This window comes from Agrobacterium sp. B1(2019), from assembly GCF_008274755.1.
Lineage (GTDB): Bacteria > Pseudomonadota > Alphaproteobacteria > Rhizobiales > Rhizobiaceae > Agrobacterium > Agrobacterium salinitolerans.
This window is the reverse complement of the sequence record NZ_VTPB01000002.1, coordinates 983141-997765: the sequence shown is the minus strand read 5'-3', so window position 1 is coordinate 997765 and position 14625 is coordinate 983141. Positions and strand designations below refer to the sequence as shown.

General features: G+C 60.4%; 12 protein-coding genes. 10 read left to right on the top strand and 2 right to left on the bottom strand.

Going from position 1 to position 14625, the window contains the following annotated elements; translation table 11 throughout:
* The first annotated feature begins 161 nt into the window (after positions 1-161).
* Entirely contained in the window at positions 162-878 is a 717-nt protein-coding gene (locus AGR1_RS19380) for a FadR/GntR family transcriptional regulator (protein ID WP_080794883.1), read from the top strand.
* On the opposite strand, the gene AGR1_RS19375 is transcribed toward AGR1_RS19380, so the two are convergent.
* Positions 847-2274 (bottom strand): aspartate ammonia-lyase, encoded by a 1428-nt coding sequence (locus AGR1_RS19375; RefSeq protein WP_246669674.1) that lies wholly within the window; start codon positions 2272-2274, stop codon positions 847-849. The genes AGR1_RS19380 and AGR1_RS19375 overlap by 32 nt on opposite strands.
* 274 nt (positions 2275-2548) lie before the next feature.
* On the opposite strand from AGR1_RS19375, the gene AGR1_RS19370 reads away from it, so the two are divergent.
* From AGR1_RS19370 to AGR1_RS19335, 9 genes are all read left to right on the top strand, one after another.
* Positions 2549-4000, top strand: a complete 1452-nt coding sequence (locus AGR1_RS19370; protein ID WP_149147893.1) for an amino acid permease — start codon at positions 2549-2551, stop codon at positions 3998-4000.
* Positions 3997-4950, top strand: a complete 954-nt coding sequence (locus tag AGR1_RS19365; protein WP_149147892.1) for an asparaginase — start codon at positions 3997-3999, stop codon at positions 4948-4950. The genes AGR1_RS19370 and AGR1_RS19365 overlap by 4 nt, the downstream gene beginning before the upstream one ends.
* Positions 4951-5324: 374 nt before the next feature.
* Positions 5325-5414, top strand: coding sequence for a K(+)-transporting ATPase subunit F (kdpF, locus tag AGR1_RS19360; protein ID WP_003506089.1), 90 nt, complete (start codon positions 5325-5327; stop codon positions 5412-5414).
* Between the two features lie 32 nt (positions 5415-5446).
* Positions 5447-7150, top strand: a complete 1704-nt coding sequence (gene kdpA / locus AGR1_RS19355; RefSeq protein ID WP_149147891.1) for a potassium-transporting ATPase subunit KdpA — start codon at positions 5447-5449, stop codon at positions 7148-7150.
* Between the two features lie 9 nt (positions 7151-7159).
* The gene (locus AGR1_RS29650; RefSeq protein WP_162927580.1) at positions 7160-7324 is read left to right on the top strand and encodes a hypothetical protein; all 165 of its coding nucleotides are present in this window, start codon (positions 7160-7162) and stop codon (positions 7322-7324) included.
* Positions 7325-7368: 44 nt separating this feature from the next.
* Entirely contained in the window at positions 7369-9453 is a 2085-nt protein-coding gene (kdpB, locus tag AGR1_RS19350; protein WP_149147890.1) for a potassium-transporting ATPase subunit KdpB, read from the top strand.
* 12 nt (positions 9454-9465) lie between these two features.
* Positions 9466-10032, top strand: coding sequence for a potassium-transporting ATPase subunit KdpC (kdpC, locus tag AGR1_RS19345; protein ID WP_149147889.1), 567 nt, complete (start codon positions 9466-9468; stop codon positions 10030-10032).
* Positions 10033-10087: 55 nt separating this feature from the next.
* Positions 10088-12790, top strand: a complete 2703-nt coding sequence (locus AGR1_RS19340; RefSeq protein ID WP_149147888.1) for a sensor histidine kinase KdpD — start codon at positions 10088-10090, stop codon at positions 12788-12790.
* A 58-nt stretch (positions 12791-12848) separates the two neighbouring features.
* Positions 12849-13538, top strand: coding sequence for a response regulator transcription factor (locus AGR1_RS19335; protein WP_080794901.1), 690 nt, complete (start codon positions 12849-12851; stop codon positions 13536-13538).
* Positions 13539-13568: 30 nt separating this feature from the next.
* Here the strand turns inward: AGR1_RS19335 and AGR1_RS19330 are convergent, their stop codons facing one another.
* Entirely contained in the window at positions 13569-14621 is a 1053-nt protein-coding gene (locus AGR1_RS19330; protein ID WP_080794904.1) for a low specificity L-threonine aldolase, read from the bottom strand.
* Positions 14622-14625: the final 4 nt, after the last annotated feature.

The window sequence follows — 14625 nt, the reverse complement described above, 5'->3', positions numbered from 1 at the left end:
CCTCTCTCCAACAAAAATCTCCGCCGTCGTTGTTCCGGCGGGCAGGATGATGTTAGGAAGGTCGGCTTAGCCGCGAGAGCGGCGGCCGTCCTTTTTGCGTTTGGACGATTCTGGTTTTGCGTTGATATTGCGAACATATTGAGAGTGCGGAGGGTTTGAAGATGGGCGGGTTGTCGGATTGGCTTGCGGATGCGCAGCCGATCAATCGCAAGAATGCCGCAGAAGCGGTGTTCGATGATATCCGTTCCGCCATCACTTCGGGGCAGCTTGCGGTCGGCACCCGGCTGCCTTCCGAAGCCCATCTGGCCGCCCGATATGGCGTCAGCCGACCGATTGTTCGCGAGGCTTTGCGGTCTCTCCAGACTCTGGGGCTGACGCAGACCCGCACCGGAAGCGGCACCTATGTGATGACGCCGACGCCGCCTTCCGAATTGAATTACGGCGCCTATTCCGCCCGCGATCTGATCGAGGCTCGCCCTTTCATCGAGGTTCCCGCGGCCGGTTGGGCAGCGTTGAGGCGGACGGACACGCAACTGGCGGTCTTGCTTGATCTTTGCGGCCGGATGGAAGCCGAAGAAAGGCCGCATCCCTGGGTGCTGCTGGATGGGCAATTTCATTGCGCCATCGCGGAAGCTTCGGCCAACAGGCTGTTCGCCAAGGTGGTGGCCGACGCCCGTGAGGCGCTGTCCCAACAGTCAGAGATGGTCAACCTGATGGCCGGTCGCCGCGTCGCCTCGAATTTCGAGCACCGCCGGATCGTCGAGGCGATCCGGCGGGGTTCAGCGCCCGAGGCGCGGGAGGCGATGGAGCTTCACCTTGGGCAGGTGAAACAGGTGGTGACGACGATCATTGGCGAAGATCGGCTTCGCCAACCGTGACGGCGGGCAAGTTGGCAAGGTGCCGTGGGCTCAGCGCTTGCTGCAATTGCGCATCGGTAAGATAACCGCGTTCCAGAACCACCTGCGGCACGGTGCGGCCGCTGGCAAGCGCCTCCTTGGCGACTTCCGTTGCCGCGTAATAACCGATCAGCGGGTTGAGTGCGGTGGCGAGGCCGATCGATTCTTCCACGCGCTGCGCCATGATGGCCGGATTGGCGACGATGCCGTCGACGCAACGTTCCGCCAAGGTGCGGCAGGCGGCGCTGAGTTGGCTGATGCTCTGTGAAAGCGCACGCACGATGATCGGCTCGAAAGCGTTCAGCTGCAACTGCCCGGCTTCGGCCGCCATGGTGATGGTGATGTCATTGCCGATCACTGCATAGGCCACCTGGTTGACCACTTCGGGAATGACCGGATTGATCTTGCCCGGCATGATGCTGGAACCCGCCTGAACGGAGGGCAGGGTGATTTCGCCAATCCCGGCGCGCGGACCGGAGGAGAGCAGGCGAAGATCGTTGCAGGTCTTCGATAGTTTGACGGCGACGCGTTTCAGCACGCCGGAGAGATGCACGAAAGCGCCAGGGTCCTGCGTGGCTTCGATCAGGTCGGCAGCCGTCACGAGCGGCCTTCCCGTCAGTTCCGCCAGATGCTGGCAGGCAAGCGCTGCATAACCGCGCGGTGCATTCAGCCCGGTGCCAATGGCGGTGGCGCCGAGATTGATTTCGTGCAGGAGTGCTGCGGATTCGATGAGACGCGCCTGATCTTCTCCCAGCATCACCACGAAGGTACGGAACTCCTGGCCGAGCGTCATCGGCACGGCGTCCTGCAATTGCGTGCGACCGATCTTGATGAAGCCGGCAAATTCCTGCGCCTTGCGGTCGAAAGCGTCCTTCAGAACGCCCATGGAAGCCGCCAGATCATCGATCGCCTCGATCAGGCCGACATTGATCGCGGTCGGATAAGCGTCGTTGGTCGATTGGCTGAGATTGACATGGTCGTTCGGGTGAAGGCGGGCATAATCGCCTTTTTCGTGACCGAGCAGTTCAAGCGCGCGGTTGGCGATGACCTCATTGGCGTTCATGTTGGTGGAGGTACCGGCTCCGCCCTGGATTTCATCCACCACGAACTGCTCATGCAGCGCCCCGGCGCGGATTTCGCGGCAGGCCTCTGCGATGGCTTCCATGCGTTCGGTGTCGATGAGGCCGAGCTCGTGATTTGCGCGTGCGGCCGCCTCTTTCACATAGGCCAGTCCCCGGACGAGATAAGGGTTGTGGCCTATGGTCACCCCGGTGATCTTGAAGTTTTCCACAGCGCGCGCCGTGTGCACGCCCCAATAGACATCCGCCGGAATTTCCTTCGTCCCGAGCAAATCATGCTCCTTGCGCGTCACGCTCACTTTTTCCTCCACTGGCTTTTTAAGCGTTGCTATATCTGTAAAGCTGTCTTACAGATTTTTTGACCTTAATGGGGGTGGAGGAGAAGGTCAATCATATCGAATACGCTTGACGAACGGTATTATCTGCCATTATGACGGCCAAAATCTGTCATGCAGCTTTACAGCGCGCATGAGCATGAATGCTGGCCCTATTCCAGCGCGGACTGTGCCAGTTTCATTTTCATTTCCGGCTTATCGCCGACTGCAAGCACTTTTATCGGGAGGATAAATATCCATGCATTCTGGGAAAACGGCGTCTGCCGACCGTGAGGTCTTCGTCGAAGAAGACCTCGGTTACCACAAGGCCCTCAAGCCGCGTCAGATCCAGATGATCGCCATCGGCGGCGCTATCGGCACCGGCCTGTTTCTGGGTGCCGGTGGGCGTCTCGCGCAGGCAGGCCCGGCGCTGGTCTTCGTTTATGCACTCTGCGGTTTCTTCGCATTTCTGGTGCTGCGTGCGCTCGGCGAGCTTATCATGCATCGCCCGAGCTCCGGCTCCTTTGTGTCCTATGCACGCGAGTTCTACGGCGAGAAGATGGCCTTTGCAGCCGGCTGGATGTATTGGCTCAACTGGGCCATGACCTCTGTGGCCGATGTAACCGCCGTTGCGCTTTATATGAATTTCTTCAAGCAATATGTTCCGTGGCTTGCGGGTATCGACCAGTGGGTCTTCGCGATGACGGCGCTGGTGGTCGTGCTGGCGATGAACATGCTGTCGGTGAAGGTGTTCGGCGAACTGGAGTTCTGGTTCAGCCTGATCAAGGTGCTGGCGCTTGCGATCTTCCTCGTCGTCGGCGTTTATTTCGTCATTTTCGGTACGCCCATCGAGGGCCACGTCACCGGCTTCAGCCTCATCACTGACAATGGCGGCTTTTTCCCCAACGGTATTCTTCCAGCCTTCGTCATCATTCAAGGCGTGGTTTTTGCCTATGCCTCAATCGAGTTGATTGGTACGGCAGCAGGCGAAACCGAAGACCCGCGCAAGGTCATGCCGCGCGCCATCCGCGCCGTCGTCCTGCGGCTCGTCGTGTTTTACGTGGGCTCGGTGCTGTTGTTCACGCTGCTCCTGCCCTACACGGCCTACAAGGCCGGCGAGAGCCCGTTCGTGACCTTCTTCGGCTCCATCGGCGTTGAGGGCGCTGACGTGATCATGAACCTCGTCGTTCTGACCGCCGTTCTGTCCTCGCTCAATGCCGGGCTCTATTCCACCGGCCGCATTCTTCACTCCATGGCGGTTTCCGGCTCGGCCCCGGCAGCTCTGGCGAAGATGAACAAGAATGGCGTGCCCTATGGGGGCATCGCGGTTACCGCCGTCGTTACCGTATTCGGCGTCGCGCTCAATGCCGTTGTCCCCTCCGCCGCGTTCGAAATCGCACTTAACCTGTCAGCGCTTGGCATCATATGCGCCTGGGCCGTTATCGTGCTCTGCCAGCTGAAGCTCTGGCAGCTTTCGCAGCGTGGCGAGCTTGCGCGCCCGGATTTCCGCATGTTCGGCGCGCCCTATACCGGCATCCTCACACTCATCTTCCTTTTCGGTGTCCTTGTGCTGATGGCGTTTGACTATCCTGTCGGCTCCTGGACAATCGCCTCGCTGATTGTCATCATTCCAGCGCTCGTCATCGGCTGGTATCTGCTGCGTGACCGCATCTACCGCCTTACGGACGAGCGTGCGGGAGCATCACAGTGAGCGGGCAGGGCGCAGAGCCTCTGGTGGCGGTCATCGCCACTGGCGGCACCATCGCCAGCCGGCGTGGCGCCGATGGCGCAAGCCTGCCCAGCCTTTCGGGTGAGGATCTGCTGGCATTGGTTCCGCAGATCAACGCCCGGCTGAAGCCGGTCGATCTGATGGCGAAGGATTCCTCCAGCCTGACGCTGGCGGACATGCAGCGCATCAGCGTTGCGGTGGGTGTGGAGCTTGATGATCCCGCCGTTGCCGGCGTCGTGGTTCTGCATGGCACCGACGCCATGGAAGAATCCTCGCTGCTCGTGCATTTGCAACAGGCCATCACAAAGCCGGTGGTCTTCACCGGCGCGCAGTTTACGGCAGACCATAAGGACGCCGACGGGCCGGCCAATCTGGTCCGCGCCATAGAAACAGCGCTCGATCAGGCGAATGCCGCAAAAGGCGTACTTCTCTCCTTCGGCGGCCGCTGTCTGCCGGCCTGGGGGCTTTACAAGCTGAGCGCGGACGAGGCCGACGCCTTCCGCTCGGCCCGGCCGCTGACTGCTGTTGCAACGCTGCGGCTTTCCGCCCCGGTAACCGATCAGCGCGTCGATATCGTCGCCATTCATCCCGGCTGTGATGCCACCCATATCGATGCAAGCCTGCAGGCGGGCGCGAAAGGCATCGTTCTTGCCGCACTTGGTTCCGGCAACGCCAATCCGCGTATCGCCGAAGCCGTGAAGCGCTGCGCAGAACGCGGCGTTCCCGTCATCGTTTCCAGCCGCGTTCCAGAAGGGCGGCTCGTGGCAAGTTACGGCGGCGGTGGCGGCGGGCATGACCTTGTCGCAGCGGGCGCCGTGCATTCATCCACGCTTCGTCCCGGACAGGCCCGCATTTTGTTGGCCGCGCTGCTTGCCAGTAAAAGCCCGGCGGAAACCATCGTTTCCGCTTTCGGTGACAGCCGGCTCGCTTAGAGCATTTCCAGGAAAGTGGACCCCGGTTTTCCGTCCGGAGATGCGTCAAAACTCTAAGTAGCGGTAGCGATGCCCGCGACCGGCGGGCATCGAAATTCCTATAGGATTCCTATTTTATTCCATCTGTGGCCGTCTCGAACCTTTATGCGGTTCGGGTGCATTCTTCTGTGCGGGAAGGGATGGTGTTCCCTTCTCAGCCAGAAAGATTGAAAAGCGACGTCCCACATGACGGCGCTTTTCTTCCTGTCCGGCTCCTCGATTAAAAAGGAGTCCCATCGATGATGGATGTTGTTCTGATCGGTGCAGCCACGGTGTTTTTCGCCCTCTGCTTTGCCTATACGCGCGCCTGCGACCGGCTTTAGACGGAGGCTGCGATGACATTTGACTATATCTTAAGCGGCGCCGTCACGGTCTTTATCGCCGCCTATCTCACCTATGCTCTCATTCGCCCCGAACGTTTCTGATCGAAGCGACGGCTATTGAAAGTTAAAGTACCATGACCCTCAATGGATGGTTTCAGGTCCTGCTTTTCTGCGGGATCATTTTTGCGCTGGTGAAGCCGCTCGGCTTTTATATGACGCGTGTCTTTAATGGCGAGCGCACCCTGTTGTCGTCGGTTCTCGCACCCGTCGAGCGCGGCCTTTATGCGCTTGCCGGGACCAGCGAACGTGAGGAGCAGCACTGGACGACCTATGCCTTTTCCATGCTTCTCTTCAATCTTCTCGGGTTCACCCTGCTTTATGCCCTGATGCGCTTTCAGGCCGTGCTGCCCTATAATCCGCAGGGAATGACGGCAGTGGGACCAGAGTTGTCCTTCAACACGGCGGTCAGCTTCGTCACCAACACCAACTGGCAGAATTATGGCGGCGAAAGCACCCTGTCCTATCTAACCCAGATGGCCGGTCTCACCGTGCAGAACTTCGTCTCCGCCGCAACAGGCATGGCCATAGCCATCGGCCTGATCCGCGCTTTTGCCCGCGCTTCCGGCAAGGCGATCGGCAATTTCTGGGTGGATATGGTCCGCGCGACCCTCTACGTGCTTTTACCCTTCTGCATTGCGCTGACCCTCGTTTACGTCTGGCTCGGCGTGCCGCAGACGCTCGGCGCCTATGTGAATGCGCAGACGCTGGAAGGCGCGCAGCAGACCATTGCCGTCGGGCCCGTAGCGTCGCAGCTGGCGATCAAGATGTTGGGCACCAATGGCGGCGGCTTCTTCAGTGCCAATTCCGCGCACCCGTTCGAAAACCCCAACGCCATTTCCAACATGATCCAGATGGTGTCGATCTTCGCCATCGGGGCAGCCTTCACCAATGTCTTTGGCCGTATGGTCGGCAACCAGCGTCAGGGCTGGGCGATCCTCGCCGCCATGGGCGTGCTGTTCATCGCCGGCGTCGCCGTTACCTATTGGGCGGAAGCGGCCGGAAATCCGCTGATGCACGGTTTCGGTCTTGCCGGCGGCAATATGGAGGGCAAGGAGGCCCGTTTCGGCGTGGCGCTCTCGTCGCTCTTCGCGGTCATCACCACCGCGGCCTCGTGCGGTGCGGTCAATGCCATGCATGGCAGCTTCACGGCGCTGGGTGGTCTTGTCCCGCTTATCAATATGCAACTGGGCGAAGTGATCGTCGGCGGTGTCGGCGCGGGTTTTTACGGCATTCTGCTCTTCATCGTCATCGCCATCTTCGTGGCAGGGCTGATGGTCGGGCGGACGCCGGAATATCTCGGCAAGAAGATCGAGGCCAAGGAAATGAAGATGGCGGTTCTGGCCATTCTCTGCCTGCCGCTCGCCATGCTTTTCTTCACGGCGACGGCTACTGTTCTGCCTTCGGCCGTGGCATCGATAGGAACGGCGGGGCCGCACGGCTTCTCCGAAATCCTCTATGCCTATACCTCGGCGGCCGCCAATAACGGCTCCGCCTTCGGCGGGCTTACCGGCAATACGACCTGGTACAACATCACGCTTGGTTTCGGCATGTTGATGGGCCGTTTTCTGGTTATCATTCCGGCACTCGCCATTGCCGGTTCGCTGGTCGCCAAGAAGACCGTTCCGGCTTCGGCTGGCACCTTCCCGACGGATGGCCCGCTTTTTGTCGGCCTGCTGGTCGGCACGATCCTGATTGTCGGCGGCCTTACCTTCCTGCCTGCACTGGCGCTCGGCCCGGTTGCCGAACATCTGGCGATGGCGGTAGGCCAGGTCTTCTGAGGTGATGCCATGAACGACGACAAATCCCGAAGTAACCGCATCGTTTCCATCCGCAAAGGCGCTCCCGGCAGGGGGAGCGCCACGCCCGGCGGCTGGTGCGCTTCCAATGTCATTCTCGCGATGATGGCGGCTCTTGTCGCCGCCGTCGTCGCTCTCGAAGTTATCACGGGCTGATCGATCTTTATTGGTCGCCCCGTTTCAAACGCTGGAGCCTCTTCATGAGCCAGTCCAAACAAGCGAGCATCCTTGATTCTCGCATTCTCGTTCCGGCTGTCGCCGCCGCATTCAAAAAGCTCAATCCGCGCACATTGGCCCGCAACCCGGTCATGTTTGTGGTCGCGACGGTGTCGGTGCTGACAACAGTGCTGTTCATCCGCGATTTCATCATGGGTGGCGACAATCTCGGCTTTTCCTTCCAGATCAATCTCTGGCTCTGGTTCACCGTATTGTTCGCCAATTTCGCGGAAGCCGTCGCCGAAGGGCGCGGCAAGGCGCAGGCGGATTCACTGCGCCGGACCCGCACCGAAACCCAGGCGAAACTGCTCACCGGCGATGATCGCAGCCAGTATAAGATGGTGGCGGGCGCCGGCCTGAAGGTGAACGATGTCGTTCTCGTCGAGGCCGGCGATATCATTCCCTCCGACGGAGAGGTCATCGAAGGTGTCGCCTCCGTCAACGAGGCGGCAATCACCGGCGAATCCGCTCCCGTCATCCGTGAATCCGGCGGTGATCGCTCTGCCGTCACCGGCGGTACGCAGGTGCTGTCGGACTGGATCAGGGTTCGCATCACGGCCGCTGCGGGTTCCACCTTCCTTGACCGGATGATCTCGCTGGTTGAGGGTGCTGAACGCCAGAAGACGCCGAACGAGATCGCGCTCAACATTCTGCTCGCGGGCATGACGCTGATTTTCGTGCTGGCCACTGCGACCATTCCGAGCTTTGCATCCTATGCCGGCGGTTCCATCCCCATCATCGTGCTGGTGGCGCTGTTCGTGACGCTTATCCCCACCACTATCGGTGCTCTTCTCTCCGCCATCGGCATTGCCGGTATGGACAGGCTGGTGCGTTTCAACGTGCTCGCCATGTCCGGCCGCGCCGTCGAGGCGGCCGGCGATGTGGATACGTTGTTGCTCGACAAGACCGGCACCATCACCCTTGGTAACCGGCAGGCAACCGAATTCCGCCCCGTTGCCGGCGTTTCCGAGCAGGAACTGGCCGATGCGGCGCAGCTTGCCTCCCTTGCCGACGAAACGCCGGAAGGCCGTTCCATCGTGGTTCTCGCCAAGGAAAAATACGGCATCCGCGCCCGTGACATGCAGAAACTGCATGCGAATTTCGTACCCTTCACCGCCCAGACCCGCATGAGCGGTGTCGATTTTGAAGGCTCCTCCATCCGCAAGGGCGCAGTCGACGCCGTTCTAGCCTACGTCAACGGCGGCGCTTCGCAACAGGGTAATGCGGCGGTTGCCGTCAAAACCGAAACGGACGCCGCACGCGGCATCCGGACAATTGCGGAAGAGATCGCCAAGACAGGCGGCACGCCGCTCGCCGTCGTGCGGGATGGAAAGCTGCTCGGCGTCGTGCAGCTGAAGGATATCGTCAAGGGCGGCATTCGCGAGCGTTTCGCAGAGCTTCGCCGCATGGGCATCCGCACTGTCATGATCACTGGCGACAACCCGATGACGGCCGCCGCCATCGCAGCGGAAGCCGGCGTCGATGATTTCCTCGCCCAGGCGACACCGGAAAACAAGCTGGAGCTTATCCGCGAGGAACAGGCGAAGGGTAAGCTTGTGGCCATGTGCGGCGATGGCACCAACGACGCACCTGCGCTGGCGCAGGCCGATGTCGGCGTCGCCATGAATACCGGCACGGTCGCGGCCCGTGAGGCGGGCAATATGGTCGATCTCGACAGCGATCCGACCAAGCTCATCGAGATCGTGGAAATCGGCAAGCAATTGCTGATGACGCGCGGCGCGCTGACGACGTTCTCCATCGCCAACGATATCGCAAAATACTTCGCCATCATCCCGGCAATGTTCCTGGCGCTTTATCCGCAGCTCGGTGTTCTGAACGTGATGGGGCTTTCGACACCGCAGAGCGCCATCCTGTCGGCCATCATCTTCAACGCGCTCATCATTATCGCGTTGATCCCGCTCTCGCTGAAAGGCGTCAAATACCGGCCGATCGGCGCGGACGCGCTGCTGTTACGCAATCTGGTCATCTATGGCTTCGGCGGCGTCATCGTTCCCTTCATCGGCATCAAGGCCATCGACCTCGCCATCACGGCGCTCGGTCTTGCCTGAGGAGTAAAGACAATGTTTAAACAGTTTCGTCCCGCACTGGTGCTGATCCTCGCCACCACCGCCATCACCGGCCTTGCCTATCCGCTGGGCATGACAGGTCTCGCGCAGGCGATCTTTCCCGTTCAGGCCAATGGCAGCCTGATCGAGAAGAATGGCACTGTCGTCGGATCGCAATTGATCGGGCAGGCTTTCACCGGCGAGAAATATTTCCACGGCAGGCCGTCGGCCGCCGGCGACGGCTATAATGCGGCTTCGTCTTCCGGCTCCAACCTCGGTCCGACGAGCGCAAAGCTCATCGACCGGGTGAAGCAGGATTACGAGGCGGCGAAAACCGAAAATCCGACAGCTGAGGTGCCGGCCGATCTGGTGACGGCCTCGGGCAGCGGTCTTGATCCGCATGTTTCGCCGGAAGCCGCTTATTTCCAGGTTCCCCGTGTCGCCAAGGCGAGGGGCATGGATGAGGCGTCCCTGCGCGCCATCGTCGAGCGCCATGTCGAAGGACCGGAACTCGGATTTATGGGAGAGCCGGTCGTAAATGTGCTGGCGCTCAATATGACTCTTGACGCAGCCGGCTCATGAACTGAAATGGCTATGGCTTGTTCGCAAGCCATAGCCTCGACCACTGGTGGGTTAAATGCCTGACGACAATCGCGATATGCCGAGCCGACCATCGCCCGATGCGCTGCTGGAAAACGCCCGCCGCGAGGCGCGGGGCCGGCTGAAGATATTCTTGGGGGCAGCGCCCGGCGTCGGCAAGACCTATGAAATGCTGATGTCCGGTCGTGCGAAGCTGGCCGATGGGGTGGACGCCGTTATCGGCGTCGTGGAAACCCATGGCCGCCGGGAAACCGAAACGCTGGTGCAGGGTTTCGAGATCATCGCGCGCCGGCGTATCGATTATCGTGGTCAGGTGCTCGAAGAGATGGATCTCGACGCCATTCTCGCCCGTCGTCCCGCCCTGGTTCTGGTCGATGAACTTGCTCACACCAATGCCGCCGGCAGCCGCCACCCCAAGCGCTACATGGACGTTCAGGAAATTCTGGCGCAGGGAATCGACGTCTATACGACGCTGAACATCCAGCATGTCGAAAGCCTGAACGATGTCGTTGCGCAGATCACCCGCATACGTGTTCGTGAAACGGTGCCCGATAGCATCATCGACCGGGCCGACGATGTCGAAATAATCGATATTACGCCAGACGATCTGATCAAACGGCTGCAGGATGGCAAGGTTTACCTGCCCCGCACTGCCCGGCGCGCCATCGAGAATTATTTCTCGCGCGGCAATCTGACGGCGCTGCGGGAGCTTGCGCTCCGGCGCACCGCGCAACGGGTGGATGAGCAATTGCTCAATCACATGCAGTCCCACGCCATTTCCGGCCCTTGGGCGGCAGGAGACAGGGTTCTGGTCTGCCTTGACCATGGCAGCAACGGCCCGGGGCTGGTGCGTTATGCCCGCCGGCAGGCGGATCGTCTGCGCGCGCCCTGGACGGCGCTGCATCTCGATACGCCGCGTTCGCAACAATTGTCAGAGTTGGAGAAGGACCGGCTGGCCGGCGCGATGCGGCTTGCCCAGCAGCTCGGCGGCGAGACGGTGACCCTGCCGGCGCTTGATCTCACGCGGGAGATCGTCTCCTACGCCAACGCCAATAATTTCACCCACATCATCATCGGCCGCCCGCGAAAATCCTGGTGGCAGCGGATTTTTCAGCGTTCGCTGACGCATGATCTGATCGACCATGCGGGCGATATCAGCGTTCATGTCATTTCAGGCGATAAAAAAGAAGAGAAACTGGGCCAGGCTGCAAAGCCGGCCTCGGCGCAATCGCATCCTTCTATACGACCCTATCTTAACAGCACTCTGTTCGTCGGTTTGGCGATCGTGGCCGGCATCGTGCTGGACCAGATGCTTGATGTCAGAAATCTGGCGCTGGTGTTCCTGATGGCGGTTCTGGCCGCAGCCGTACGCGGCGGGCTGGGGCCAGCGCTTTATGCTTCCGTGCTCGGTGCTTTTGCATTCAATTTTTTCTTTCTCGAGCCGCGTTACACCCTGACTGTTCGCGATCCGGAAAGTGTCGTGGCGCTGCTGTTTTATCTCGGCGTGGCGCTTGTCGCCTCCAATCTCACGGCGGCCGTGCAAAGGCAGGCCGCCGCTGCGCGGGCAAGAGCGCGAACGACGGAAGATTTATATCTGTTCTCCAAGAAGCTTTCGGTGACGGGAACGCTGGACGACGTGCTGTGGGCGGCCGCTTTCCAGATGGCCTCGATGCTGAAGGTTCGGATCGTTCTGCTTTTACCGGAAAACAATACGATCATGGTCAAGGCGGGATATCCGCCGGACGATACGCTGGTGGATGCCGATATTGCCGCCGCGCAATGGGCCTGGGAACATAACAAGGCTGCTGGCAGGGGCGCGGATACGCTTCCTGGCGCCAAACGTCTTTACCTGCCCCTGCGCACCGGCAGCGGCGCCGTCGGCGTGGTGGGGCTGGACGATGACCGGCTTGGTCCGCTTCTGACGCCCGAACAGCAGCGGCTGTTCGATGCCCTGGCCGATCAGGCGGCGCTCGCTATCGAGCGAATCCAGCTTGTCTCGGATGTCGACCGGGCAAGGCTTGCGGCGGAAACCGACCGGCTGCGCACCGCGCTCCTGACATCCATTTCCCACGACCTTAAAACACCGCTTGCGGCCATTCTGGGTTCGGCCGGAACGTTGAAGGATTTCGCCGAGGACATCCCGCCGGATGCGCGCGCCGAACTGCTTTCGACGATTATTGAGGAATCCGAGCGGCTGAACCGGTTCATTTCCAATCTTCTTGATATGACGCGGATCGGCTCGGGCGCGATGGAGCCGAATTACGGTCTGTATTTCTTGGGCGATATGGTTGGAACCGCGCTGTCGCGCGCCGCCAAAATCGTCGTCAGACATGAGATCGTTCTGGATATTCCCTCCGACCTGCCGATGCTGAAGGTCGACCCCGTGCTTTTTGAACAGGTCCTGTTCAATCTCATCGACAATGCCGCCAAATACGCTCCCGAACATACCGCCATCGAGATTCGCGGCTGGCGGCAGGGCAAGAATATCCTCCTCTCCGTGGCCGATGCGGGACCGGGTATTCCACCTGACGATACGGAGCGGGTGTTCGACAGTTTCTACCGCGTGCGCAAGACGGATCATGTGCAGGCCGGAACGGGCCTAGGACTGGCCATCTGCAAGGGGTTTATCGAGGCCATGGGCGGTTCGATCCACGCGGAAAACAGGTCAGGCCGTACCGGTGCGCAATTTACCGTCAGTCTGCCGATTTCCTCCGGTGCTCCGGTGATCGATCATGATTAAGGCGCGATTGCCGACGACAAGCGATCATGCCGCGCAACGCCGCTGAAGGAGATCGGAAATGACCAATTCCGCCGTTCGTATTCTGATCGTCGACGACGAACCGCCGATCCGCAAGCTTTTGCGCGTAGGGCTGTCGACCCAAGACTATGCGGTGAGCGAGGCGATGAATGCAAAGGTCGCCATGGAGCTGGTCAGCGAGGACAAGCCCGATCTCGTCGTTCTCGATCTCGGCCTGCCGGATATATCGGGGCATGATCTTCTGGCGAAATGGCGCGGCGAAGGGCTGGCGCTGCCGGTCATCATTCTCTCCAGTCGCACGGATGAGGCGGGTATCGTCAAGGCGCTGGAGCTGGGGGCCGATGACTACATCACCAAGCCTTTCGGCATGAACGAACTCGTCGCCCGCATCCGTGTCGCCCTGCGCCATCGTCTGCAAAGCCAGGGGGAGAGGCCGGTGTTCCAGACCGGTGATCTTTCCGTCGATCTGGTCAGGCGCATCGTCAAGGTGGAGGACCGGGAGGTGAAGCTTTCACCCAAGGAGTATGACATCCTGCGGGTTCTGGTGCAGCATGCCGGAAAGGTTTTGACCCACCGTTTCCTGCTGGAACATGTGTGGGACGAATTGACCGACGTGCAATATTTGCGCGTCTACGTGCGCCAGCTTCGGCAGAAGATCGAAAAAATCCCCGATCAGCCGCGCTATATCCTGACGGAAACCGGTGTCGGTTACCGGCTGCAGGAGGTATGAGGGCGCCGCAAGACGACGCCCTGCGATAGTTTAAACGGCGGCGCAGATCGACAGGAATTCGTCCACATCGGCTTCTGTCGTGGCAAAGCTCGTGACCATGCGGATCAGCACTTCGTCCTTGCCGACCTTTTCCGGCATATCGCGCGGCTCCAGCCAGTCATAGAACTTTGCACCCTTTGCCGTGGCGGCCTCTGCGGCGGCCTTTGGAAGAATAGCGAAAACTTCATTGGCCTGGGTCGGCCATGCAAGGCGGGCGCTGTTCAGCGAAGCAAAACCGGCACGCAGACGATTGGCCATGGCATTGGCGTGGCTGGCGAGACCGAGCCAGAGATCGTCCTGCAGATAGGCCTCGAATTGCGCGGCGATGAAACGCGATTTCGAGAAAAGCTGGGCGGTGCGTTTGCGCAGGAAGGAAAAATCCCTGGCGAGCGAGGGATCGAAGAAGACGATCGCCTCCGCACACCAGCAGCCATTTTTCGTGCCGCCGAAAGACAGGACGTCGACGCCGCGTTTCCAGGTCATTTCGGCGGGTGTGGTGCCGAGTGCGGAAAGTGCATTGGCAAACCGCGCGCCGTCCATATGCAGCGGCAGGCCGTTGTCTTTTGCGATTTTGGCGATGGCGTCGATTTCATCGAGCGTATAGACGGTGCCGGCTTCGGTCGCCTGTGTCATGGTGATGGCCGCGGCGCGGCCATGATGCACGGCATCCTGCGGATAACGGGCAATGCGCTCAATCAGTGTCTCCGGCAGCATCTTGCCGTTCGGTCCCTCGACGGCGACCATGCGCATGCCCGAAAAGAAATCCGGCGCACCGCACTCGTCCTCGATTACATGCGCTTCGGAGTGACAGAAGGTCAGGCCGCCGGCGCGGGCGATGCTGGCCAGCGAGAGCGAATTGGCCGCCGTGCCGGTGGCGACGAAAAACACCGCGACTTCGCGTTCGAAAATCTCGTTGAAGCGCTTTTCGATGGAGAGATCGAGTTCGCTGGTGCCATAAGCTGCGGCAAAGCGTGTGGATTCCCGCGAAAGCCGTTCGTTGACGGCCGGATGGGCGCCAGCCCAATTGTCTGAAGCAAAAAACATCTCT